Here is a 21504-nt window from a genome sequence, read left to right as displayed (position 1 = left end):
CTGGGAAGGTCCTCGGATCCATAGCGAAGGAAGGTTAATCCACCGTAATCGTGGACGGGGGAGAAGCGGCAAGTTCGGCGATCACCGCGCGGAGCCGTGAACTTCGGTCCGTAACGGAGCGCGCACGGGATAGGTCGCCATCACCGTCGCCGGGCGCGGCGTTCCGCTCGACGACGAGGCGCGCCAATTCGGATCTGACACCGCCGTCCGGAACCGTGGCAAGCGGCACGAACCGGCGCTGGATCCAGGCATCGGACCCGACCCGTTCCGCCGCTTCGATCGATCGCGGCCGCGGATCGCGGGTATCTGCACGCGCGATGCGCCGATCCAGGTCGCCGAGACCATGTCGGCGGTGGACCTCCGACAGCGCGCGGAATGCCGGATGGCTGGTCGTGAGCCGCGCCCGAAGGCGCGTACCGATGTCCAGAAGCGGCCCGTCGTCGAGCAGGGGAACGGCAATCGCCAGAAGCTCGTCCGCCGTCATGGAAGAGCCGTCCAGAAGCCGGGTGGCATCGGCCACGCGATCGTCTCGGAGGAGCGCATCCGCGATGGCCCGGTCGAACTCCCGCGTCGCAGCACCCGGAGGGAACGACAGCCGGAGGGCCAGCGCATTCTCGATCTGCGCCATCGAGACGGTCGTACCTGAGTCTGCGGCCTCGCGGAACGTCGTGATGATCGATGTCATCGCCGCATACCCTGTCCCGGCACCGATCTCGGGTCCCGAGCCCGCAAGGGTAGTACCGGGCCCGGCCGCTGGGAGGGCGACCAGCAGGTCGTCCTGATTGGCATCGGCGAGGATGCGGGTGACGCGCGGCGCCAGATCGGCCCAGCGCGACGGCGGCAGGCCTGCGATGAAGAGCGCCAACCCGTCCGCGTCCGCCACCGCGCGTTGGAGGTCGTCCGGTCCCGACAGAAGCACGACGAGCATCGATGCCGGTCCGCAGCGCGACAGGGCGTCTGGGACCGCGACGGGAAGGTCGTCGAGCACGCTGCCGGCCATTCGGATCGCGGGCTCGTCCTCTTTGGCGAGGTCCAGGACCTGGAGCGCCTCCTGACCCATTCCCATCGCTGCGTATGCGCGCGCCATGTCGTGCAGGCGCCCTGTCGCATATGCGCCCTTCGCATCGAGTAGCGTGCGCCGCCCGCGTGACACGGCCGCCCATGACGCCTCGGGATCCGCGTTCAGGATGTCCGCGAACCGGCCCTCGACCACACAGGCGTCCTCCTCGGGCGATGATGCGGTCAGGTCGGGCGTCGGAAAAATCGCGGGACGGGAGTTGGATCGCACAACGAATTGTGGCGTAGCGACACGCAAGGCGAGCGGCGACTGGTCCGACTTGGGATGGCGGTCGGGGTGTCGCAGCGTGACCCGCGGCCCGGACAGGAGCAAGTCCGACAGGGGCGAACGGATTCGAAGGCGCTGGTCGGGAAGCATGAGGAAGGACGGCATCGTCGCAGCGGCCATTTGGGACGCTGGCCCCGGATCGGATTGCGACCCGCCATCGATGCGATGGGCGATATCCAAGGCGACGTGACCGCTTGGGACATGCGCGATCCGGATGTCGCAGCGGCACGGTATTTCGAGGCGGAGCGTCTGCGCTTCGGCCGTTGCGGCCTGAAGGCGGGTTCTCGGGATGCGGTCGAAGATCGCGCCGCCGTCGAGCGTGCCGTCGAGCCCCTGGAACCGGATCGTGACCGGGCCGGGCGCGACGCCAGCTACGGCCCATGTCGCATCGCTCGGTGCGGCGAAAGCCAGTCGCGAAAACGCTCCATGTTCACCGCCCCGGACGACGATCTGCGCCGAGACCTCCGAGGCGAAGACCATCGCCAAGGCCGTGCACACCGCCCGGAGCATCAGGCCGCCTTTCGGCTTTTGAGAGCGTCCTCGAGGTCCGCGAAACTGGGGCGCAGCGGCGTCGGCGTTGATTGGCGCCCGACCTCGATGCACATGTTCGTTGCGTGGTTGTGGAGGTTCGCCACCAGCACCTCCTGAATGAGACGGTAGAAATGTCCGTCCTGCTCGCTGACGTTCTTGAGACGTACGGAGAAGGGGCCCACGATCCCATAGGCGAGAAAGACCCCGAGAAACGTGCCGACCAACGCCGCGCCGATCAGCTTGCCGAGGACCTCCGGCGGTTGGTCGATCGAGCCCATCGTCTTGATCACCCCGAGGACGGCCGCGACGATCCCCAGCGCCGGCAGCGAGTCGGCCATGGATTGAAGTGCGTGGCTGGAATGGAGGGCGTGGTGTTGGTTCTCCTCGATCCGGGCGCTCAGCACCTCCTCGACCTGATGGGGGTCGTCGTAGTTCATGGACATCGATCGAAGCGTGTCGCAGATCATCGCGACGGCTTCGCGGTCGACCGTGATGCGTGGATACTCGCCGAAGATCGACGACGATTCCGGTGCTTCGATATGCTCTTCGAGGGCCATGGGATCCTGCCGCCCGAGGCGCACCAGTTCGAACAGGAGGCAGAGGAGATCGCGGTAGTCATCGGGTCGCCAGCGGGGGCCTTTGAAGATCTTGCCGATGTCCTTGATCGTATGTTTGACCTCGCCCAGGCTGTTGCCCACGAGAAACGCGCCGATGGCCGCGCCGCCGATGATGATCATCTCGAACGGAAGCGCCTTGAGGATGATGTCGAGCTTGCCGCCGGCCAGCATGTAGCCGCCGAAGACCATGATGAACACACAGGCAATGCCGACGATACCGATCATTCCCGGCCCTCCGTCGCTGCGTTGGCGTTTCGACCGGCCATGATCACGCTGAGGGCATAGGCGGTATCGGGCGCGAGACTGGTAAAGATCGCCGAGGCCGAGGCCGGGCGCATGCGGGCGAGGAACCCGGCGGCGAAATCGGGGGCCATCGCCTCGAACAGAATCGCAGCGTCCTTGGGCTTCATGCCCTCGTAGACCGAGACGAGGCGCGCGACATCCTCGGCCGAGGCTTCGGACGATTGCTGCATCCGCGCCGCTAGCCGCGCTTCGGCGGTCGCAAGGTCATCGAGCATGGCGACGACCTCGTCCAGCGCGACGGCTACGTCCTGTTCGCGCAAGGCGACCGCGGCCTCCCGTGCGTCGATATCCGCACCGCGTTCGGCGAGGCGGTCGAGCAGCTCCCGAACCTCCGTCGAAGGCGGGCAAAGGAGCCCCTGCGTGACGGCATGTTCGTCCGGGCCGTCATCAGGCAGAACGGCAAGTCCCGCCGACACGATGCGCGTGACGAAGGATATCGCGAGCACACCGATCAGGAGCGTCAGCGACACGCGTTTCAGCACGGTCGTTGCACCACCCGACATCATACTTCGCTCCCGGCTGCATGCCGTATCGCCCGGAACCCCGGGATGACCTCGGATGTCGCGACCTCGTCGGCTTCGCGGCGGTGGCGGTCCAGCTCGATGTCGTCGAGGCTGCTGAGGAGCATTTCCATGCGCCCGATACGGTCATCGGCGGACGCCACGAGAGAGCCGAGCCGCAGTTCGAGCTCGCGCGCCGTTCGCGTGGCCCCTTCCAGCGTGGTCTTGGCCGCGTCGGCCTGTCGCGACCACTCGTCGAGCGTAGAGACACGCGCCGAATCGGCGGCATCGAACGCCCGGAGACGCCGTGAGAGATGATGGCAATACCCGGCGAGCCCGATCGTGGCAGCCAGAAGGAGGATGTCGGGAAGAAGATCTAGCATGGTCAGGTCATCACGAACTCGGAGACGAGAAGGTCTTCGACCGTGTCCGGGCCGGTCAGCATCTGGAACCGGCGGAGCAGTTGCGCCCGTATGCGGATCAGGGAGGTCGGCTCCTCCAGCATCTCCATCGGGACGGCGCGCAGATAAGTCGTGGCGATATCCATCATCCGTGGTTGCAGCGAGCGGGCGAGCGAATCGGCATCCGGCGCGATCTGCAGTGCGGCGCGGAACCTCAGGTTCCGGATCGATCCGGGCCCGCCGATCGATACGATGATCGGCTCGAGCTCGAGGAAGGTCAGGCCGGCCGAGGCAGCCGTATCGGGTTCCGGATCGACCGTCCTTGCAAGGATGTCGTCGGCGGCGCCGGTGAACATGACATAGAAGCCACCCGCGCCCAGCCCGAGGCCCAGCAGCAGCACCGCGATCCACTTGAGAGCCCCGCCCTTGCGGGCCGTTTTCGCCCCGTCATCCGCGTCGTCTGCCATGACCTGCTCCTCGTTCGTTCACCTTCCGTCCTAGCCCATCGGGAGCTAACCGAATGTTAAAGGAATTGCGGAATCCTCCACCTCGATCCCCAGAACGGGTGGTCGCCTGCCGGAGGATGCGCCTTGGACAACATGACCGCCCTGTGGGGTCGACAGGACAAGCGACGCCTGGTGATTCTGGCCGGTGCAACCGTTCTGACCTTCGCGATGGTCTTCGGTCTGACCCGGCTCGCGACCGCACCGGGAATGGAACTGTTATATGCCGGGCTCGAACCGGCCGCCGCGTCCGAGGTGATCGCCGGACTCGAGGCGAGAGGTGCGGCCTACGAGGTGCGGGGATCGTCGATCTTCGTCGAGGACAGAATGCGCGACGGGCTTCGCATGCAGTTGGCGGGCGACGGCCTGCCGCGCATGGACGGGAGCGGGTATGAACTGCTCGACGGGCTGACGGGGTTCGGCACGACCTCGCAGATGTTCGACGCGGCCTATTGGCGGGCCCGCGAGGGCGAGTTGACGCGCACGATCCTCGCGTCTCCGGGCGTTCGCTCGGCCCGCGTCCACCTGGCGACGGCCGACAGTTCTCCGTTTGCGCGCGACCGCAGTGCCACGGCCTCCGTGACGCTCCAGATGGTCTCGGGCACAGTGGATGCGTCCCTGGCGCATGCGGTCCAGTCGCTCGTGTCCGGCGCGGTTCGGAACCTCGCCGCCGAAGACGTGACAGTGATCGATGCGGCCAGCGGGCGCGTCCTCGGAGGCGGGGCGATCGACCCCGAGGCCGAACGACGCGAGACCCGCGCGATCGAGATGCGGGCGGCGGTCGAGAACCTGTTGGCCGCCCGTGTCGGGCCCGATCGCTTCGTCGTCGAACTGGCGATTGAGACGACCCAGGATCGCGAGTTGATCACCGAGCGCGTGCTCGATCCCGAAAGCCGCGTCGTCGTCAGCACGGATACGGAGGAACGCAGCGCCAGCGACCGCGCCGCCGCCGGGGCCGGCGTGACCGTCGCGAGCAACCTGCCCGACGGCGATGCCGCGCAGGAGGGGGGGCAGTCCGAAAGCTCGAACGCGGAGACGCGCGAGCGGGTGAATTACGACTTTTCCGCCACCGAGCGACAGATCGAGCGCGCACCGGGCGCGATCGAGCGGGTCACCGTCGCGGTCATGGTCGATGGGCTCCGGGCGGCGAACGCGGATGGCGCGGCCGAATGGTCCGAACGCAGCGAGGCCGAGCTGGAGGTCATCCGGGACCTCGTGCAGTCGGCCGTCGGGTTTCGCGCCGATCGCGGTGATGTCGTGACCGTCCGCAGCATGGAATTCGACATCGCGGCCGTGCCCGAGGCCCCGCTCGGATTATCGCTGCCATGGCTGAGCGGGGGGGATGTTCGGCGGATCTCGATCGCCGCGCTCCTTGCGCTGGTCACGCTCGGCTTGCTCGCCTTCGTGGTGCGCCCGCTGATGACGCGCGCGCTCGCGCCGCCGCCTGCCAACCCCGCCTTGCCGGCCGCCGTGCCCGATGATGGCGCCACGGCCATTGCCCCCGAGGAAATCGGCCGTCCGAGCCCCGCGTCGCTGGCACCGCCCGAGCCGCCCGATGCACCCACGCCAACGGAAGGCACGCTCCTGCCGGCCGACACGGAGAGCGGCGACGCGGATGATCCGGTCGACCGCCTCCGCACCCTGATTACCGAACGCCGCGACGAGACGCTCGAGGTTCTGCGCGGCTGGATGGACGAGAGCCCGGAGGAGGCGAAATGACCGCGTTCGCGCTCGAGGATTTCGGAAGCGCGGCGGTCCAGGCATCGCCATTGGCTCAGGCGGCGCCGGGTCCGTTCGACGAGGGCTATGCCGCCGGATGGGACGATGCGGTCGCCCGCCTCGACGAGGAGAACGGCCTTCTCGGGGCCCGGCTGCAGGAGACGTTGACCCGTCTGACTGAAAGTCGGGCGGCGGCGATCGATGGGCTCGTGGCGATGCTGGAACCCGCGATGCGGGATATCTTCGACACGTTCCTGCCGCGGGCCGCGCAATCCGCTTTTCTTCCGATCCTCGTGCAGGAGCTGGTCCAGGTGATGGCCGATGGCGACGCGCGGCCAGTCCTCTTGGTGGCCCCAGAGGAAGAACCGCCGCTGACCCGCCTGGTCGAGCAGGCCGAGCTTTCCGATCGCGTGACCGTCCGGCCGGAGCCTGCATTGGCCCTGTCGCAGGCGATGATCCGATGGGACGGGCAGGAGCGGCGGGTCGACCTCGAAGCGGTTCTCTCCGATCTCGACGCCGCGCTCGACATATTCCTCGACGGGCTCGTGCCCGGACGCGCGACCCACCCCATCGACACCATGCCAGAGGAGGCCGCCCATGGCTGACGCATCCCCCGACAATCCATCGGCGCTGGGGCGCGTCCCCGTCGAGATCACCATCTCCGTGGGTCGGGCGCACCCGACCGTGACCGAGTTGCTGTCGCTGGAACGCGATGCGGTCCTCACGCTCGACCGGGCCATCGGCGACCCGGTGGAACTCTTCGCCGGCGACCGTCTGATCGGCCGGGGCGAGTTGCAGGAGATGGAGGGCGACCAGGCGGGCCGACTGGCCGTGCGCCTGACCGAGGTGGCGCGGACGGACGAATCCGGATGAGCCGCATCCTCGGGCTGGCGCTGGTCCTGTCCGGTGCCATCGCTTTCGGCGGCCCGGCCGCCGCGCAGGACGTCGCGCTGGCGCTGGGTGAAGATACCCTGACGTTGCGCTCGATCCAGCTGATCGCCCTTCTGACGGTGCTGAGCCTCGCGCCGGGAATCGCGATCACGGTCACCTGCTTTCCGTTCATCGTCACCGTCCTGTCGATCATGCGGCAGGCGATGGGCCTCCAGGCCTCGCCGCCGAACATGCTGATCGTCAGCCTTGCGATGTTCCTGACCTATTTCGTGATGGAGCCGGTCGCGACCGCCGCATGGGAGGCCGGCATCGGCCCGCTCTCGCGCGGCGAGATGGAGCCGGGCGTCGCGTTCACCGAGGCGATCGCGCCGTTCCGCGCCTTCATGCTGGCCCGCGTCGACCCCGATACGCTGGCGCATCTTGCCGGGCTGCGCCCCGAGAGCGACCCCGAGACGCTGGCCGTCCTCGTCCCGAGCTTCCTTCTGTCGGAGGTGAGCCGGGCCTTCCAGATCGGCTTTCTCGTGTTCATGCCGTTCCTGATCATCGACATGGTCGCGGCCGCCGTCCTGATGTCGATGGGCATGATGATGGTGCCGCCGGCGATCGTCTCGCTGCCCTTCAAGCTCGCGTTCTTCGTGGTGGTCGACGGCTGGACCCTCGTGTCCGGCGCGCTCGTCCGTAGTTATCTCTAGGAGGTCCCATGTCCGATCCGAACCCGAAGACCGCGTGCCCGTCGCCCGCCGAGACGACCGATGCCGACAAAGCCCGCGCGTTGCTGGCAATGCTCGATTCGCCCGACCGGACGGCGCGCCCCCCGGCCCATCTGCGCGACTTCGCGCGGGCCCTCGTCGCGTCGGTCGAGGGGGCGAGGGCCGGCCGACACCCGGTCGTGGCCCCGGGCCCCGGTGCCCGCTTGCGAGTATCGCGGAAGCCGGGCGCGGAACGCGCCGCAGTCGCACCGTCCCGGACGCGCCTCTTTCAGAACATCCTGCCGCTCACGCTCAGCCCCGAGCCTCGGGTCGATTGCGGACCTGTGGCGAGGCCGCGGCTGAATCTGTCGGCGCCGATGCCGATCCCGGACCGCGCGATGGCCGATCCGTCGATCCCTTCGCCTCTTCTGGGCCGAAGCGCGGTACGGCGCCTGATCGAGACGACCACCGACCCGTCCGGCTTCGCGCGCGAGCATCCCGCCGTCATCGCCTCGGCGATGGCGGGGCGTCCGCCGCTCGAACAGGCCGCCAAGCTTCGGCAGTTGTCCGGCGGCCGCATCCGGGCCGTGCACCGGGCCCTGCGCGAGATCGAGGCGCAGGGGGTCGATACCGTCAGCGCGTGAATTTCTTGTACTTCACCCGCGTCGGCTCCAGCGCGTCAGGGCCGAGACGGCGCGCCTTGTCTTCCTCGTAGGCCTCGAAGTTGCCCTCGAACCACTCGACATGACTACCACCCTCGAAGGCGAGGATATGGGTGCAGAGCCGGTCGAGGAAGAACCGGTCGTGGCTGATCACCACCGCGCAGCCCGCGAAATCGGCGATCGCGTCTTCCAGCGCGCGCAGCGTCTCGACGTCGAGGTCGTTGGTCGGCTCGTCCAGCAGCAGGACATTGCCGCCCTCCTTCAGGAGGCGCGCCATGTGGACGCGGTTGCGCTCGCCGCCCGAGAGGAGGCCGACCTTCTTCTGCTGGTCGCCGCCCTTGAAGTTGAACGATCCGCAATAGGCGCGGGAGTTCACCTCCGCATCGCCGAGCTTGATGAGCTCGGCCCCGCCCGAGATCGCTTCCCACACCGTCTGGCCGGGCTCGAGATCGTCGCGCGACTGGTCGACATAGCTCAGCTTGACGGTGTCGCCGTATTCGACCGTGCCGCTGTCAGGCTGTTCCTGGCCGGTCAGCATCCGGAAGAGCGTCGACTTGCCCGCGCCGTTGGGCCCGATCACGCCGACGATGCCGCCGGGCGGCAACGCGAAGGATAGATCGTCGATCAGGAGCCGGTCGCCATAGGCCTTCGAGAGGTTCTCGACCTCGATCACCTTCGAGCCGAGGCGCGGCCCGTTCGGGATGACGATCTGCGCGCGGCCCACACGCTCGCGCTCGGACTGGCCCGCCATCTCCTCGTAGGCGTTGATCCGGGCCTTGGACTTGGCCTGCCGGGCCTTGGCGCCGGCGCGGATCCACTCCAGCTCGCGCTCCAGCGTCTTCTGGCGGGACTTGTCCTCCTTCGCCTCGCGCTCCAGCCGCTTGGCCTTCTGTTCGAGCCAGGCCGAGTAGTTGCCCTCGTACGGAATCCCCCGCCCGCGATCGAGCTCGAGGATCCAGCCCGTGATGTCGTCGAGGAAATACCGGTCGTGGGTCACGATCAGGCAGGTGCCCTTGTAGTCGATCAGGTGCCGCTGGAGCCAGGCGATCGTCTCGGCGTCGAGGTGGTTGGTCGGCTCGTCCAGCAGAAGCATGTCGGGCGCTTCCAAGAGGAGCTTGCAGAGCGCCACGCGCCGCCGTTCGCCGCCCGAGAGGTTCGCGGGCATCGCGTCGTCCGGCGGGCACCGCAGGGCCTCCATCGCGACGTCGATCTGGCTGTCGAGATCCCAGAGGTTGGCGCTGTCGATCTCGTCCTGGAGCTTGGCCATCTCCTCGGCGGTCTCGTCCGAGTAGTTCATCGCGAGATCGTTGTACCGGTCGAGCACGGCCCTCTTCTCGGCGACGCCCAGCATGACGTTCTCGCGGACTGTCAACGCTTCGTCGAGCGCGGGCTCCTGCGGCAGATAGCCGACGCGCGCGCCTTCGGCGGCCCAGGCTTCGCCGGTAAAATCGGGGTCTTGGCCGGCCATGATCTTCATCAGGGTCGACTTGCCGGTGCCGTTGACGCCGACGACGCCGATCTTCACGCCGGGCAGGAACGACAGGCGGATGTTCTCGAACACCTTCTTGCCGCCGCCATAGGTCTTGGACACCCCGTCCATGTGATAGACGTATTGATTGGCTGCCATCGTCTTGCTCCGTCGCAGGGTCGGGTCCCGCATATGTCGGGACGCGGCGGGGTTCAATCCGGACGGGGCGGCGTCAAACGATCGCGGGCAGCGCGGCGCCATGCAGGCCGCGCATCAGGTTTGCGCCCAGCCAGAGCGACAGGAGGTAAGCCGCGAAGGCGACGGCATAGGCCACGCCGCTCCGCGCCCGCGACACGCGGTGCTCGGCGCGGTAGATCGGCCAGCAATAGAAGAACCACGCCACGACGATGCCGATCCCGAGAAATCCCGTGGCCACGAGGAGGGTCGCGGTCGTCGGGTCGGCGGCGGCGAGGGCGGCCGAGGCGACGGGCCGCGTCTCGGGGTTCTGTAGATCGGCCAGGTCGATGACCTCGGACCGCGCCGCGAGGCCTCGCGACATCAACGCGGTGACGACCTGCACCAGGTAGGCGGGCGCGTTGACGTAAAGCGAGATGCAGAGTGTCGGGACGAATCCGCCGCGCCCGCCGAGCGCGCGAAACGCGAGGACGACGCAGGCGGTGAAGACCGCGAACATCAGCATCCGGACGACCAGGAGACTTCCGAAGACGGCGACCGGATCGTCGGCTGGACCAAGAAGCGGCAACTGAAGGAGGAGCGACAGCGCCAGCGTGATGCCGAAGAAGGCGAGCGCCGCATCGAGCGCGTCGTCCCGCGATCCGACCCGCTCGGGGATCGCAACACGCGGGTCCGAGATCACCGCGAGCAGGGCCGGGATGTAGTTCCGGAGCGCCGTCAGGATCGTCTTGACGAGGTCGGACATGGCGGACACCTCCGCCCCGCAGGCTAGCCCGGCGATCCGCCCCGGCACAATCGCGGCTTGCGCCCGCGCCCCGCGCGCGGGAAGCGTGGCGGATGCGCCAGGGGTTTCCGCCTGCTGTGCCGGGGCAGGCGGTGGGCCTGCTTGGCGGGTCGTTCGATCCGGCCCATGCGGGCCACGTCCACATCACGCGCGAAGCGCTCCGCCGCTTCGGGCTGGATCGCGTCTGGTGGCTGGTGTCGCCGGGCAATCCGCTCAAGGCGCGTGGCCCCGCACCTCTGGAGAAGCGGATGGTGCGGGCGCGCGCATTGATGCGGCACCCACGGGTCGTGGTCACCGATATCGAGCGGCATATCGGGACGCGCCACACCGCCGCGACGATCGCCCGGCTGCAGGGCCGCTATCCGGGGGTACGTTTCGTCTGGCTGATGGGCGCGGACAACCTCGCGCAGTTCCACCTCTGGGAGGATTGGCGCGGTATCCTCGGGCGCGTGCCCGTCGGCGTGCTTGCGCGACCGGGCGAACGGATCTCGGCGCGGACCTCGCCCGCCGCGCAGATCTTCCGCCGCTTCAAGGTTCCGCCCGCGTCGGCCTATGGCCTCGCGTATCGCGACCCTCCGGCCTGGGCCTTCGTCAACATGCCGATGCACGCCGCCTCCTCGACCGCGATCCGCGCGGGCGGCGACTGGTCCTAGCGGCGGAGCGCCAGCGTCCCGAACCCGGCCGCCACGAGGATGACCAGCCCCGCCAGCGCCAGCGGATCGGGCCAGGTCCCGAAGACGAGCCAACCCAGCGCCGTGGCCGAAATGAGCTGGAAGTACACGAACGGCGCCAGCATCGTCGCGCTGGACCGGCGATAGGCCAGCACGAGGAGCAGGTTTCCCGTGGCCGAGGCCAACCCCGAGACGAGGACGAGGCCGGTGACCGCCGCCGTCGCCTCGGGAAGCTCCACAAGGCCGAGCGGGGCCAGCATCACGGTGCCCAGAAGCGTCTGGGTCAGCATCAACTGGCGGGGCGGCGCGATCTCGGCCAGCCATTTCGACGCCGTCAGGAACGCCCCGTAGAACAGCCCTGCCGCGACCGCGAACCCGAGGCCGGGCGTCATGCCGAAGCCCGGCCGCACCACCAGGAGGACGCCGCAGAACCCCACGGCCAGAAGGACCGATTGCAGCGGGCGCACACGCTCGCCCAGAAGCCAGACCGACAGGACGTAGCTGAAGATCGGGCCGACGAAGAACGCGCCGAAGACGGTGGCGATATCCTCGGTCCGGAGCGCGTTCAGGATGCAGGCGATCCCGGCCGCGATGAGAAAGGCCCGGAACCAGACCCGCCAGTTGCGGTAGAGGCCCCAATCGACGCGCCCCCCGAGGATCACCGCGACCATCGCGGCCCCCACCGCGAAGCGCGAGAACGCCACGAAGAAGGGCGACGCCCCGTGCGCCGTCGTCAGGAGCTTGCCCGCGCTGTCGCCCAAGGGGATGAGCGACATGGCGACGAACATCAGCGCCACCGATCCGATCGTTGTCCGGTCCATGGCCCGCGCTAGCATCCGGTGGCGGTCGCGCCCAGCCAAACCGGGCTTCCCTTCCGCCATCGGGGCGGGCATCGTGGCCGCGGGTACAAAGGATGACATTGATGCGGCGACGTTCTTTCCTGACCGGGGCGCTGACGACGGCGGCCCTGCCGGCCTGCGCGAACGCGCCCGAACGCTCGGCCCGCCCGGATCTCAAGCCCGCCGACGCCCTGTCGCGCGCGGCCCCCGCGGCCAGCCGGATGGTCGAGGAGGCAGGGCTCGGCGGGAAGGTCGGATTCGTCGTCTCGGACGCGCGCACGGGCGAGGTTCTCGAGACTTACAACCCGCTCCGCGCGCTGCCACCGGCCTCGGTCCTGAAATCCGTCACCGCGCTCTACGCGCTCGAAACGCTGGGGGCCGAGTACCGCTTCCAGACGCGGCTGGTCGCGACGGGACCGATCTCGGGCGGACGGCTGAACGGCGACCTCGTGCTCGTCGGCGGGGGCGATCCCTCGCTCGACAGCGACGGGTTGAACAACCTTGCCGCGCAAGCCGCATCCGCCGGGTTGCGCGAGGTATCGGGGCGGCTCTTGGTCTATGATGGCGCGCTCCCGCGGTTCGAGCGGATCGACCGCGCCCAGCCGGACCATGTCGGCTACAACCCGGCCGTCGGCGGCATCAATCTCAACTTCAATCGCGTGCATTTCCAGTGGCGCCGCGGCGGCAATGGCTACGAGACGACGATGGACGGGCGGACCGAACGCTTCCGTCCCGCCGTCTCGACCTCGCGGATGCGCATCGCGGACCGGTCGCTGCCGGTCTACACCTACGACCGCAGCGGCGATATCGACGCTTGGACCGTGGCGCGCGGCCAGCTGGGCAGTTCGGGTAGCCGGTGGCTGCCGGTCCGTAACCCCGCGCTCTATGCCGGCGACGTGATGCGGACCATGCTGCGCGCCAACGGGATCGCCGTGGGTGCGGCGGCGCGGACGGGCACCGCGCCGCAGGGCACGACCCTCGCGCAGGAGGTGAGCGCACCGCTCGACCGCGTGGCGCGGGCCATGCTGCGCTTCTCGAACAATCTCACGGCCGAGCTTCTCGGTCTGACCTCGACCGTCCGCCGGGGCACGGTGCCGCGCTCGCTCGATGCGTCCGGAGCGGTCATGTCGAACTGGCTCTCGGGGCGGACCGGCGCGCGACGCCCCGATTTCGACGACCATTCCGGCCTCAACGGCACCACGCGGATCTCGGCCTCGGACATGGCCAAGGCGCTGACGGCCTCGGGGGCCGAAGCTCGGCTGCGTCCGCTGATGAAGACACTGACCATCGACGGCGACGTCACCATACCGGTGCAGGCCAAGACCGGCACGCTGAACTTCGTCTCGGGCCTCGCGGGGTATTTCGACGCGCGGTCGGGGCGGTCGCTGGCCTTCGCGACCTTCGTGGCCGACACCGACCGGCGAAACCGCCTCTCGGTGGCCGAGCGCGAACGGCCGCAGGGCGGCCGAAGCTGGGGACGCACCGCGCGCAGTCTGCAATTCGACCTCATCGAACGCTGGGCGCTGGTCCACCAGTGAGGCCCGCCATCGTCCTGCACCGCCCCGAGATCGCCGGAAACACCGGCAGCGTCGGGCGGACCTGCGTGGCGCTCGATCTCGATCTCTGCCTGATCCGGCCCTACGGGTTCGAGATCACCGACCGGAACGTGCGCCGAGCGGGGCTGGACTACTGGAAGCACGTCCGGCTGGAAGAATACGACGATTGGGGCGACTTCCTGAAGCGGCGCGCGCCCCGGCCCGAGGCGATCGTCTGCTTCGAGGAGTTCGGGCCGACGTCGTTTTACGACGCGTCCTACCCGGAGGACGTCCACCTCGTCTTCGGACAGGAGACCGTGGGCCTGCCGCCCGAGATCCTGGCCGGACAGCGGGTCGTCCACCTGCCGATGCGGTCGCCCCATATCCGGTCGCTGAACCTCGCCAACGCGGCGACCGCGGCGGCGTATCAGGCGCTCAGGGGCGTGTTGTGAGCGGCGGCGATCGTGATAGGAACAGTCCGATGGAACGCGATGAGCTGAACGAAGAGGTCGCGGCCCTGCGGCGCGAGGTGGCCCGGTTGAACCGGCACCGCTGGCTGCAGATCCACAATTCCGTCCCGAAGCTGATCATGTTCCAGCTTTACCGGGGCATCGCCTTCGGCCTTGGCGGCGTTCTCGGCGCGACGGTCGTGCTGTCGGTGCTCGTCTGGTCACTGAGCCAGATCAACTTCATCCCCATCATCGGCGACTGGGCGTCCGAGGTGATCCGGCTGATCCGGCCGGAACTCGAGGTCGATGTGACGGTCGAGGGGGATGGGGACGTGACCGTCGAAGAGGATCGGACGCCGGACTAGGCCCGGCGCTGCGCCGTGCTTAACGAAAATGCCCAGCGGCCAGCCGCGCCTCGGAGCGCTCGACGATGGCCTTCAGGCGGTCGTCGCCCGCCGAGATCTTCGACAGCGCGCGCTTGGCCGCCGCCTCGAGATCGGGACCGCCTGTGCCCATGGGGCCACCGGGCCCCGCGCCCATCATCACCGGACCATCCGCGCGGTCGAGCTTCGCCTCGTCCACCCGCTTCTGCCAGAGGTCGACGACCTTCTGCATCTGGGCGTCCTTGGCGATGTATTCGTCGGGGTCGTAGGTGCCATTCCCGAGATCGTCGAGTAGGGCGACCTGCATCACCTTGGCCTTATGCAGCGCGTCGACATAGAGCAGCACGGTGTCGAACCGTTCCTGCCGCTTGGCATCCTCGCCGCTGCGCATAATGCGGTAGAAGATCGCGGTCGCCGTGATCGCCTCCTCGCCGAACGTCTCCTTGTCGGATGCCTTGGCCGAGGTCGCGTAGAGGAAGGCGAAGAGGCCGCGCCCGATGCGGTTCATCGAATACGAGATGCTGGTCGCGGTCTCGGAGGACGAGCGCGCGGCCTCGGCCACGCTGACCACGACGTCGGAATAGGCCTCCAGCGCCTCGGCCGAGGTTGCCGGGCTGGGCATTTCCTGCGCTTTCAATGTCGCGGCGGCCGCGTGGATCGTCTTGGAGACGGCGTCGGCGACGGCATCGAGGCTGAACTCGCTCGAATACTCGGTCTTGATGTCCATGTTGTATTCGATCTGCTCGGCATCCGAGGCGCCGGTCTGCTCGAGATCGTCCGCGATCCGGGCGAAGAAGTCCTTCTTCTTGGCCGCTTCCTGTCCCTTGATCATCTGTTCGAGGTCGTCGACGGCCTTGGTGGCCTCCTTCGTCGCGGTGGCGGCGCGTTTGGCTTTGGCGGTCCGACAGGCCATCGAAATCTCCTCGAATGATGTGTGGCGACGCCGGTCGGGCCAGGGTCGCGCGTGGCTTACGCAAGGGCAGGCTGGCGGGGTGTGTTGGGTCTGGCAAGCGCGGCTGCGGGCGGCATCGATGCTGGCCGGATTCTGCCGGTGCGCGGGGCGAGCGGGCGCGTCAGAACGTCCGCGACCAGCCGAGGACGAGCGCGGTATCCTTGTCCGGATCGAAGCTCAGGCCCAGCCGGGCTTGCCCGATGCGACCGAGATCGTACTGGATCGTCGGGGCGACCTGAACGTTCGCGTCGCCATCGCTTTCGCCGAAGAGACCCAGCTCGACGGTGATCCTGTCGGTCGGCCTGATCCCGGCCACGGCCCCGTAATTCATCCGCGTCTCCACCCCCGAGCCGCCCGAGACGAGAAGGTCGAATGCCATCCAGCCGTCGCCGTAGCGCGTCGAGATATCGCGCCCGATCGAGGCCCCGAGACCGAGCCGCTCGACCTTGCGACCGTCGTCGCGCAGATCGCGCCCGAGACTGAGTTCGACCGCCGCCAGCCAGCGCGCGAATGGCCCCGTTCCGTCCTGACCGGGCAGCGGGACGGGCGCACGGACGAAGGTGCGGATGCGCCCGTCGGTCAGCCGGTCCGAAAAGCCGGGCACACCCGGTGTGGACGATCCACCGAGATGCCCCCCGATCTCGAGCCCGAAGGTCAGGCGCCGGGGCCCGCCATATTCGAGATAGAGGCCGGACCACCCATTATGCCCGCCCTGGTGACCGAACAGCGCGTAGACCTGCCCCTGGTCCCGTGGCCACGGACCGGCGAGCGCGAATTCGGGCACGAAGCAGAGGAACAGAAGGACGAGCACGCGCATCGCGCCCAACAGATGCAGAAACGGTTAAGCGAGTGTTAACGCAAGCGATCCCTCTGCGACGATGAGCTAGCGCTTCTTGCGCCGCTTCACGTTGCCACCACGCTGTCCGGGCCGTCCCGCCGTGCTGCGACCCTCGGCCTTGCGCGCGTCCTCGACCGCCTGCGCCACCGCCGATTGCCGCGCCAGCGGGTCATCGGAGACCACCAGGTCCACGGCCTCAAGCCGTTTGACCTCGTCGCGTAGCCGCGCCGCTTCCTCGAATTCGAGGTTCTCGGCCGCCTTGCGCATCGAGGCGCGCAGGCCGTCGAGATGGGCCTGCAGGTTCGCGCCGGCCAGCGGCTTCTCGACCTTGGCCGTCACGCGGCTCATGTCGACGTCGCCTTGGTAGAGCCCGGCGAGCACGTCCTCGACATTCTTCTTGACGGTCTCGGGGGTGATGCCGTGCTCGAGGTTGTAGGCCTCCTGCTTGGCGCGGCGGCGGTTGGTCTCGCCGATGGCGCGCTCCATCGAGCCGGTGATGCGGTCGGCATACATGATGACGCGGCCCTCGGCGTTGCGCGCGGCGCGGCCGATGGTCTGCACCAGCGATGTCTCGGAGCGCAGGAACCCCTCCTTGTCGGCGTCGAGGATGGCCACGAGGCCGCATTCCGGGATGTCGAGCCCCTCGCGCAGCAGGTTGATCCCGATCAGCACGTCGAAGGCGCCGAGGCGCAGGTCGCGCAGGATCTCGATCCGCTCGATCGTGTCGATGTCGCTGTGCATGTAGCGGACCTTGATGCCCTGCTCGTGCAGGTATTCGGTCAGGTCCTCGGCCATGCGCTTGGTCAGCGTTGTGACCAGCGTGCGGAAGCCGTCCTGCGTCACCTTCCGGATCTCGTCCAAGAGGTCGTCGACCTGCATCTCGACCGGGCGGATCTCGACCGGCGGATCGAGAAGGCCGGTGGGACGGATCACCTGTTCGGTGAAGACACCGCCGGTCTGCTCCAGCTCCCAGGTCTGCGGCGTGGCCGAGACGAAGACGGACTGGGGGCGCATCGCGTCCCATTCCTCGAACTTGAGGGGGCGATTGTCCATGCAACTGGGCAGGCGGAACCCGTGTTCGGCCAGCGTCATCTTGCGGCGGAAATCGCCCTTGTACATGCCGCCGATCTGCGGGACCGAGACGTGACTTTCATCGGCGAAGACGATGGCGTTGTCGGGGATGTACTCGAAGAGCGTGGGGGGTGGCTCGCCGGGGGCACGGCCGGTGAGATAGCGCGAGTAGTTCTCGATCCCGTTGCAGACGCCCGTGGCCTCCAGCATCTCGAGGTCGAACTTGGTGCGCTGCTCGAGGCGCTGGGCTTCGAGCAGCTTGCCCTCACCCACGAGCTGGTCGAGGCGGATCTGGAGCTCGGACTTGATGCCCTTGATCGCCTGCTGCATCGTCGGGCGCGGCGTGACGTAGTGGCTGTTGGCGTAGATGCGGATCTTGTCCATGTCGCCGGTCTTGGCCCCGGTCAGGGGATCGAACTCGACGATGCTCTCCAGCTCCTCGCCGAAGAACGACAGCCGCCAGGCGCGGTCCTCCAGGTGGGCGGGCCAGATCTCGACGCTGTCGCCGCGTACGCGGAAGGCGCCGCGCGCGAAGGCGGCGTCGTTGCGGCGATATTGCTGGGCGACGAGATCGGCCATCACCGTGCGCTGGTCGTATTCGTGTCCGGTCAGCAGGTCCTGCGTCATGGCGCCGTAGGTCTCGACCGAGCCGATACCGTAGATGCAGGAGACGGAGGCGACGATGATGACGTCGTCGCGCTCCAGCAGGGCGCGGGTCGCCGAGTGGCGCATCCGGTCGATCTGCTCGTTGATCTGGGATTCCTTCTCGATGAAGGTGTCCGACCGGGGCACGTAGGCCTCGGGCTGGTAGTAGTCGTAGTAGCTGACGAAATACTCGACGGCGTTGTCCGGAAAGAAGCCCTTGAACTCGCCGTAGAGCTGGGCGGCGAGCGTCTTGTTGGGCGCGAGGATGATCGCCGGGCGCTGTGTCTCCTCGATGACCTTGGCCATGGTGAAGGTCTTGCCCGAACCCGTCACGCCCAGCAGCACCTGATCGCGCTCGCCCTCGTCCACGCCCTGCGCCAGCTCGGCGATGGCGGTGGGCTGATCGCCGGCGGGCTTGAAGTCGGTGGCCATGCGCAGACGCTTGCCGCCTTCAAGCTTGGGGCGCGCGGCGGCGGGGCGCTGCATCATCGGCAGATGGCCGGTCACGTCCTCGCGCGGCGGCAGGGTCAGGATCTCGCCCTTGGGGCGGTTGTCGTTGTTGTGGGCCATGGCGGGACCTGTCTTCGGCGCGTGTCGGGGTTGCCTCAGGATGTGCGCCCTTTCGCGTCGGGTTCAAGGTGCGGGCGCGGGGCTGCGGACGCGCTGCCGCCATCGCGCAGGCCTTGCGCGGACGGCCCCCGGCCCGATATGCACGCGGGAACCGACCGACCCGGAGAGACCCATGCGCGCGCGTATCTACAAGCCGGCCAAGACGGCCATGTCCTCGGGCACGGCCAAGACCCGCGACTGGGTGCTGGAATTCGTCCCCGAGACCCCGCGCGAGGTCGATCCGCTGACGGGCTGGACCGGGTCGAGCGACACGCAGAGCCAGATCAAGCTGAGCTTCGAGAGCCAGGCCGAGGCCGAGGACTATGCGCGTGACCGGGGGGTCGACTACGTCGTGCTGCGGTCGCAGGCGCGTAAGGCGAACCTGCGGGCGGGTGGCTATGGCGAGAACTTCGCCACCAACCGCCGAGGCGCCTGGACGCATTGAGCGACCCGCTGCGCCTGCGCCGCGCCGAAGCGACCGAGCCGGGGGTCCGCGCGCTGATCGCGGCGCAGCAGGCCCACGGGGCCGAGGCCGCGCCCGAGACCAATGACTACACCTTCGGGGTCGCGGCGCTGTCGGCGCCGGAGGTGACGATGTGGGCCCTGGCGGACGGGGACGCGGTGGCGGCGATCGGGGCGCTCTGCGACCTTGGAGACGGCGTGGCCGAGGTGAAGTCGGTCCACGTGGCCGCTGCCTATCGCGGTCGGGGGTTGGCCCGCCGTCTAATGGCCCATCTGCATGAGGCGGCGCGGGCGGCCGGGCACCGCGCGCTGGTGCTGGAGACCGGGTCCGAGGCGTTGCCGGGCTACGATGCCGCGCGGGCGCTCTACCGCGGCTTGGGCTACGGGCCGTGTGGCGTGCTGCCGGGCTATCGAGACGATCCGGCCAGCGCGTTTTTCCGGCTGGAGCTGGCATGAGGATCACGTCGATCACACCGATGAAGGACGAAGGGCCGTTCATCCTCGAATGGCTCGCCTATCACCGCCTGATCGGCTTCAACGATCCGATCGTGTTCACGAACGACTGCACCGACGGCAGCGACCTGCTGCTCGATCGGCTGGACGTGCTGGGCTACCTGCGGCACCTGCCCAACCCGTCGATGATGCTGGACCACGGGCGCCATCACTGGGCGGTGATCGAATACGCGAACCTGATGGGCCGCCTGAAGACGGCGGATTGGGTGTTCAGCTTCGATGTGGACGAGTTTCTCTGCATCAATACCGGCGACGGGACGCTGGCCGCGCTCCTCGCGGCGTTGCCCGAGGCGGAGGTGATCTCGGTCAACCAGCTCGCCTTCGGGTCGGGCGGCGCGCGGTCCTTCGACGAGCGGTTGCAGATCGAGCGCTTCGTCCGGTGCCAGGCGCTGGAGGTGCCCGACGAGGGGCGGCCGTCGCGGCGCGGGATCAAGACGCTGACCTCGCGACAGGCGGGTATGGCGCGGCTGTCGAATCATTCGCCACGCTTCGACGCGGACCGGGCGGCCGAGGTCGATTGGGTCAATGCGGGCGGTGATCCGGTGCCGATGGAGAACCGCACGACCGAGATTAAGGTGCTGCAGGGGCCGATGGTGAACCACGACCTCGCGCAGCTGAACCATTACGCGCTGCGCTCGGCCGACAGCTTCCTCGTGCAGGCGGCGCGGGGCAACGCGAACCATCCCGACAAGGCCGCGTCGATGACCTACTGGCGGCGCTACGACCACAACGAGGTCGAGAACCACGCCATCGCCCGCTGGATCGAGCCCGTGCGGGCCGAGATCGCGAGACTGCTGGAAGACGAGGAACTGGCGCGGCTGCACGCCCATTGCGTCGAGGCGCATCGCGCCAAGATCGCAGCCCTCAAGGAGGTGCCGGAATTCGCGCATCTCTCGAACCGCACGAAGGTGGTGCACACGCGGACCTGGGGGCCGACCGAGGACGCGCGCTGATGCCCTTGCCCGGCGGCGGGTCGGGTGGCATGCGTGGCACGAGGGGCCCTTAGCTCAGCTGGATAGAGCAGCCGACTTCTAATCGGCAGGTCGAGGGTTCGAATCCTTCAGGGCCCGCCACCGTCCTCAGCTCCGCCAGCGCAGCACGCGCCGCTCCACGAGGCCGATGGCCCCGCTTGTCAGCACCCCCAGCACCGACAGGATCACGACGCCCGCGAAGAGACGTTCGAGATCGTAGAGCGACCCGGCCTCGAGGATGTAGGCGCCGATGCCGTATTGCGCGCCCAGCATCTCGGCCGCGACCAGAAGGATGATCGCGATGGCCAGCCCGATGCGCAGGCCTGAGAGGATGCCCGGCATCGCGCCCGGCAGCACGATCTTTCGCACGATCGACCACCACGAGAGGCCGAAGGACTGACCCATCCGGATCAGCGTGCGATCGACGTTGTCGACCGCGCCATAGGTCGCGACGACCATGGGCGTGAAGGTTCCGAAGGCGATCAGCGCGTATTTCGAGCCTTCGCCGATGCCGAACCAGATCACGAAGAGCGGCAGGAGCGCGATCTTCGGGATCGGGAAGATCGCGGCCACCAAAGGCACGAGCCCCGCCCGCACCAGCCCGAAGAGACCGATCAGCGTACCGACCCCGATCCCGGCCAGCGCGCCCAGCGCCCCGCCCACCACGAAGCGCGACAGGCTGGGGCCGAGATGGCGATAGAGTAGCCCGGTCTCGTGCAACTGGCGAAACGTGTCCAACACCTCGGACGGCAGCGGCAGCGTCAGCCGGCTGATCCACCCTTGCCGCAGGGCCAGCTCGATGAAGGCGATGAGGAGGACGAACACCATCAGACCCGCCCAGCGGTTCGAGACGGGCCGGAAGCCGCCGCCCCGGAACGGAACCGTCCGGGGGGCAGCCGGCGTGTCAGCGCGCGGACGGGGGTCGGGGACCGAACTCATGGCGTGACGGGCGATCGCG

The 21504-nt window shown here is 68.4% G+C and carries 24 protein-coding genes and 1 tRNA gene; 13 read left to right on the top strand and 12 right to left on the bottom strand.

Translation table 11 applies throughout. The features are described 5' to 3' along the window. Window positions 1-34 precede the first annotated feature (34 nt). The 5 genes from ACK8OR_RS10980 to ACK8OR_RS10960 are packed head-to-tail and all read right to left on the bottom strand — an operon-like array spanning window position 35 to window position 4164. On the bottom strand, window positions 35-1855 hold the full coding sequence (locus ACK8OR_RS10980; RefSeq protein ID WP_410189432.1) for a hypothetical protein: 1821 nt from the start codon (window positions 1853-1855) through the stop codon (window positions 35-37). After that, window positions 1855-2718, bottom strand: a complete 864-nt coding sequence (gene motA / locus ACK8OR_RS10975) for a flagellar motor stator protein MotA (RefSeq protein ID WP_410189431.1) — start codon at window positions 2716-2718, stop codon at window positions 1855-1857. Before motA ends, ACK8OR_RS10980 begins: the two co-directional genes overlap by 1 nt. Continuing rightward, window positions 2715-3299: a MotE family protein gene (locus ACK8OR_RS10970; protein WP_410189430.1), complete on the bottom strand. Its 585-nt coding sequence runs from the start codon at window positions 3297-3299 to the stop codon at window positions 2715-2717. Before ACK8OR_RS10970 ends, motA begins: the two co-directional genes overlap by 4 nt. Next, complete coding sequence (locus ACK8OR_RS10965; protein ID WP_410189429.1) at window positions 3299-3679, bottom strand: hypothetical protein; 381 nt, start codon at window positions 3677-3679, stop codon at window positions 3299-3301. Before ACK8OR_RS10965 ends, ACK8OR_RS10970 begins: the two co-directional genes overlap by 1 nt. A 2-nt stretch (window positions 3680-3681) precedes the next feature. Next, window positions 3682-4164: a flagellar basal body-associated FliL family protein gene (locus ACK8OR_RS10960; RefSeq protein WP_410189428.1), complete on the bottom strand. Its 483-nt coding sequence runs from the start codon at window positions 4162-4164 to the stop codon at window positions 3682-3684. 132 nt (window positions 4165-4296) lie between these two features. Here ACK8OR_RS10960 and fliF point away from each other — a divergent pair, with 132 nt between their 5' ends. From fliF to ACK8OR_RS10935, 5 genes are read left to right on the top strand one after another with little or no spacing between them, the layout of a single operon-like run. Then, the gene (gene fliF, locus ACK8OR_RS10955; protein WP_410189891.1) at window positions 4297-5919 is read left to right on the top strand and encodes a flagellar basal-body MS-ring/collar protein FliF; all 1623 of its coding nucleotides are present in this window, start codon (window positions 4297-4299) and stop codon (window positions 5917-5919) included. Continuing rightward, the gene (locus ACK8OR_RS10950; RefSeq protein WP_410189427.1) at window positions 5916-6524 is read left to right on the top strand and encodes a FliH/SctL family protein; all 609 of its coding nucleotides are present in this window, start codon (window positions 5916-5918) and stop codon (window positions 6522-6524) included. The genes fliF and ACK8OR_RS10950 overlap by 4 nt, the downstream gene beginning before the upstream one ends. Next, window positions 6517-6792 (top strand): FliM/FliN family flagellar motor switch protein, encoded by a 276-nt coding sequence (locus ACK8OR_RS10945; protein ID WP_410189426.1) that lies wholly within the window; start codon window positions 6517-6519, stop codon window positions 6790-6792. Before ACK8OR_RS10950 ends, ACK8OR_RS10945 begins: the two co-directional genes overlap by 8 nt. Beyond that, entirely contained in the window at window positions 6789-7502 is a 714-nt protein-coding gene (gene fliP, locus ACK8OR_RS10940; RefSeq protein WP_410189425.1) for a flagellar type III secretion system pore protein FliP, read from the top strand. The genes ACK8OR_RS10945 and fliP overlap by 4 nt, the downstream gene beginning before the upstream one ends. An 8-nt stretch (window positions 7503-7510) precedes the next feature. Then, window positions 7511-8143, top strand: coding sequence for a hypothetical protein (locus ACK8OR_RS10935; RefSeq protein ID WP_410189424.1), 633 nt, complete (start codon window positions 7511-7513; stop codon window positions 8141-8143). On the opposite strand, the gene ettA is transcribed toward ACK8OR_RS10935, so the two are convergent. Then, a complete protein-coding gene (gene ettA / locus ACK8OR_RS10930) occupies window positions 8133-9788 on the bottom strand; it encodes an energy-dependent translational throttle protein EttA (protein ID WP_410189423.1) in 1656 nt (551 codons plus the stop codon). The two genes, ACK8OR_RS10935 and ettA, sit on opposite strands and share 11 nt — an antisense overlap. A 73-nt stretch (window positions 9789-9861) precedes the next feature. Then, window positions 9862-10569 (bottom strand): YIP1 family protein, encoded by a 708-nt coding sequence (locus ACK8OR_RS10925; protein WP_410189422.1) that lies wholly within the window; start codon window positions 10567-10569, stop codon window positions 9862-9864. Window positions 10570-10661: 92 nt separating this feature from the next. On the opposite strand from ACK8OR_RS10925, the gene ACK8OR_RS10920 reads away from it, so the two are divergent. Then, window positions 10662-11261: a nicotinate-nucleotide adenylyltransferase gene (locus tag ACK8OR_RS10920; RefSeq protein WP_410189421.1), complete on the top strand. Its 600-nt coding sequence runs from the start codon at window positions 10662-10664 to the stop codon at window positions 11259-11261. Here the strand turns inward: ACK8OR_RS10920 and ACK8OR_RS10915 are convergent. Further along, window positions 11258-12100 (bottom strand): DMT family transporter, encoded by an 843-nt coding sequence (locus ACK8OR_RS10915; protein ID WP_410189420.1) that lies wholly within the window; start codon window positions 12098-12100, stop codon window positions 11258-11260. The genes ACK8OR_RS10920 and ACK8OR_RS10915 overlap by 4 nt on opposite strands. A gap of 101 nt (window positions 12101-12201) precedes the next feature. Here ACK8OR_RS10915 and dacB point away from each other — a divergent pair, with 101 nt between their 5' ends. Genes dacB through ACK8OR_RS10900 form a run of 3 tightly spaced genes read left to right on the top strand, consistent with a single transcriptional unit; the run spans window position 12202 to window position 14467 of the window. After that, on the top strand, window positions 12202-13656 hold the full coding sequence (gene dacB, locus ACK8OR_RS10910; RefSeq protein WP_410189419.1) for a D-alanyl-D-alanine carboxypeptidase/D-alanyl-D-alanine endopeptidase: 1455 nt from the start codon (window positions 12202-12204) through the stop codon (window positions 13654-13656). Further along, entirely contained in the window at window positions 13653-14105 is a 453-nt protein-coding gene (locus ACK8OR_RS10905) for a TrmH family RNA methyltransferase (protein ID WP_298437023.1), read from the top strand. The genes dacB and ACK8OR_RS10905 overlap by 4 nt, the downstream gene beginning before the upstream one ends. A 29-nt stretch (window positions 14106-14134) precedes the next feature. Then, on the top strand, window positions 14135-14467 hold the full coding sequence (locus tag ACK8OR_RS10900) for a DUF5665 domain-containing protein (protein WP_410189418.1): 333 nt from the start codon (window positions 14135-14137) through the stop codon (window positions 14465-14467). Window positions 14468-14486: 19 nt separating this feature from the next. Here the strand turns inward: ACK8OR_RS10900 and ACK8OR_RS10895 are convergent, their stop codons facing one another. The 3 genes from ACK8OR_RS10895 to uvrB all read right to left on the bottom strand — a co-directional run bounded on the left by ACK8OR_RS10895 (window position 14487) and on the right by uvrB (window position 18480). After that, on the bottom strand, window positions 14487-15398 hold the full coding sequence (locus tag ACK8OR_RS10895) for a hypothetical protein (RefSeq protein ID WP_410189417.1): 912 nt from the start codon (window positions 15396-15398) through the stop codon (window positions 14487-14489). Window positions 15399-15558: 160 nt separating this feature from the next. Then, window positions 15559-16254, bottom strand: a complete 696-nt coding sequence (locus ACK8OR_RS10890) for a hypothetical protein (RefSeq protein WP_410189416.1) — start codon at window positions 16252-16254, stop codon at window positions 15559-15561. Between the two features lie 66 nt (window positions 16255-16320). Next, complete coding sequence (uvrB, locus tag ACK8OR_RS10885) at window positions 16321-18480, bottom strand: excinuclease ABC subunit UvrB (protein WP_410189890.1); 2160 nt, start codon at window positions 18478-18480, stop codon at window positions 16321-16323. A gap of 253 nt (window positions 18481-18733) precedes the next feature. Here uvrB and ACK8OR_RS10880 point away from each other — a divergent pair, with 253 nt between their 5' ends. The 4 genes from ACK8OR_RS10880 (at window position 18734) to ACK8OR_RS10865 (ending at window position 20648) form a co-directional block, all read left to right on the top strand. Continuing rightward, complete coding sequence (locus ACK8OR_RS10880; protein ID WP_410189415.1) at window positions 18734-19045, top strand: ETC complex I subunit; 312 nt, start codon at window positions 18734-18736, stop codon at window positions 19043-19045. Beyond that, window positions 19042-19518 carry a GNAT family N-acetyltransferase gene (locus ACK8OR_RS10875; protein WP_410189414.1) on the top strand — a complete coding sequence of 159 codons (477 nt, stop codon included), beginning with the start codon at window positions 19042-19044 and terminating at the stop codon, window positions 19516-19518. The genes ACK8OR_RS10880 and ACK8OR_RS10875 overlap by 4 nt, the downstream gene beginning before the upstream one ends. Further along, window positions 19515-20528 (top strand): glycosyltransferase family 2 protein, encoded by a 1014-nt coding sequence (locus tag ACK8OR_RS10870; protein ID WP_410189413.1) that lies wholly within the window; start codon window positions 19515-19517, stop codon window positions 20526-20528. Before ACK8OR_RS10875 ends, ACK8OR_RS10870 begins: the two co-directional genes overlap by 4 nt. 43 nt (window positions 20529-20571) lie before the next feature. Next, window positions 20572-20648: transfer RNA gene (locus tag ACK8OR_RS10865), tRNA-Arg, on the top strand. Window positions 20649-20654: 6 nt separating this feature from the next. Here ACK8OR_RS10865 and ACK8OR_RS10860 read toward each other — a convergent pair. After that, window positions 20655-21485, bottom strand: a complete 831-nt coding sequence (locus ACK8OR_RS10860) for an ABC transporter permease (protein WP_410189412.1) — start codon at window positions 21483-21485, stop codon at window positions 20655-20657. Between the last annotated feature and the right edge of the window lie 19 nt (window positions 21486-21504).

The organism is Jannaschia halovivens, assembly GCF_046452375.1.
In the GTDB taxonomy this organism is placed as follows: Bacteria; Pseudomonadota; Alphaproteobacteria; order Rhodobacterales; family Rhodobacteraceae; genus Jannaschia; species Jannaschia halovivens.
Note: the sequence above shows the minus strand (reverse complement) of the source record. Positions and strands in the feature narration are given on the sequence as shown.

Excerpts from the sequence above, each read along its gene's own strand:
- ACK8OR_RS10980 (WP_410189432.1), bottom strand. The coding sequence starts at position 1,855 with ATGCTCCGGGCGGTGTGCACGGCCTTGGCGATGGTCTTCGCCTCGGAG.
- motA (WP_410189431.1), bottom strand. The coding sequence starts at position 2,718 with ATGATCGGTATCGTCGGCATTGCCTGTGTGTTCATCATGGTCTTCGGC.
- ACK8OR_RS10970 (WP_410189430.1), bottom strand. The coding sequence starts at position 3,299 with ATGTCGGGTGGTGCAACGACCGTGCTGAAACGCGTGTCGCTGACGCTC.
- ACK8OR_RS10965 (WP_410189429.1), bottom strand. The coding sequence starts at position 3,679 with ATGCTAGATCTTCTTCCCGACATCCTCCTTCTGGCTGCCACGATCGGG.
- ACK8OR_RS10960 (WP_410189428.1), bottom strand. The coding sequence starts at position 4,164 with ATGGCAGACGACGCGGATGACGGGGCGAAAACGGCCCGCAAGGGCGGG.
- fliF (WP_410189891.1), top strand. The coding sequence starts at position 4,297 with ATGACCGCCCTGTGGGGTCGACAGGACAAGCGACGCCTGGTGATTCTG.
- ACK8OR_RS10950 (WP_410189427.1), top strand. The coding sequence starts at position 5,916 with ATGACCGCGTTCGCGCTCGAGGATTTCGGAAGCGCGGCGGTCCAGGCA.
- ACK8OR_RS10945 (WP_410189426.1), top strand. The coding sequence starts at position 6,517 with ATGGCTGACGCATCCCCCGACAATCCATCGGCGCTGGGGCGCGTCCCC.
- fliP (WP_410189425.1), top strand. The coding sequence starts at position 6,789 with ATGAGCCGCATCCTCGGGCTGGCGCTGGTCCTGTCCGGTGCCATCGCT.
- ACK8OR_RS10935 (WP_410189424.1), top strand. The coding sequence starts at position 7,511 with ATGTCCGATCCGAACCCGAAGACCGCGTGCCCGTCGCCCGCCGAGACG.
- ettA (WP_410189423.1), bottom strand. The coding sequence starts at position 9,788 with ATGGCAGCCAATCAATACGTCTATCACATGGACGGGGTGTCCAAGACC.
- ACK8OR_RS10925 (WP_410189422.1), bottom strand. The coding sequence starts at position 10,569 with ATGTCCGACCTCGTCAAGACGATCCTGACGGCGCTCCGGAACTACATC.
- ACK8OR_RS10920 (WP_410189421.1), top strand. The coding sequence starts at position 10,662 with ATGCGCCAGGGGTTTCCGCCTGCTGTGCCGGGGCAGGCGGTGGGCCTG.
- ACK8OR_RS10915 (WP_410189420.1), bottom strand. The coding sequence starts at position 12,100 with ATGGACCGGACAACGATCGGATCGGTGGCGCTGATGTTCGTCGCCATG.
- dacB (WP_410189419.1), top strand. The coding sequence starts at position 12,202 with ATGCGGCGACGTTCTTTCCTGACCGGGGCGCTGACGACGGCGGCCCTG.
- ACK8OR_RS10900 (WP_410189418.1), top strand. The coding sequence starts at position 14,135 with ATGGAACGCGATGAGCTGAACGAAGAGGTCGCGGCCCTGCGGCGCGAG.
- ACK8OR_RS10895 (WP_410189417.1), bottom strand. The coding sequence starts at position 15,398 with ATGGCCTGTCGGACCGCCAAAGCCAAACGCGCCGCCACCGCGACGAAG.
- ACK8OR_RS10890 (WP_410189416.1), bottom strand. The coding sequence starts at position 16,254 with ATGCGCGTGCTCGTCCTTCTGTTCCTCTGCTTCGTGCCCGAATTCGCG.
- uvrB (WP_410189890.1), bottom strand. The coding sequence starts at position 18,480 with ATGATGCAGCGCCCCGCCGCCGCGCGCCCCAAGCTTGAAGGCGGCAAG.
- ACK8OR_RS10880 (WP_410189415.1), top strand. The coding sequence starts at position 18,734 with ATGCGCGCGCGTATCTACAAGCCGGCCAAGACGGCCATGTCCTCGGGC.
- ACK8OR_RS10870 (WP_410189413.1), top strand. The coding sequence starts at position 19,515 with ATGAGGATCACGTCGATCACACCGATGAAGGACGAAGGGCCGTTCATC.
- ACK8OR_RS10860 (WP_410189412.1), bottom strand. The coding sequence starts at position 21,485 with ATGAGTTCGGTCCCCGACCCCCGTCCGCGCGCTGACACGCCGGCTGCC.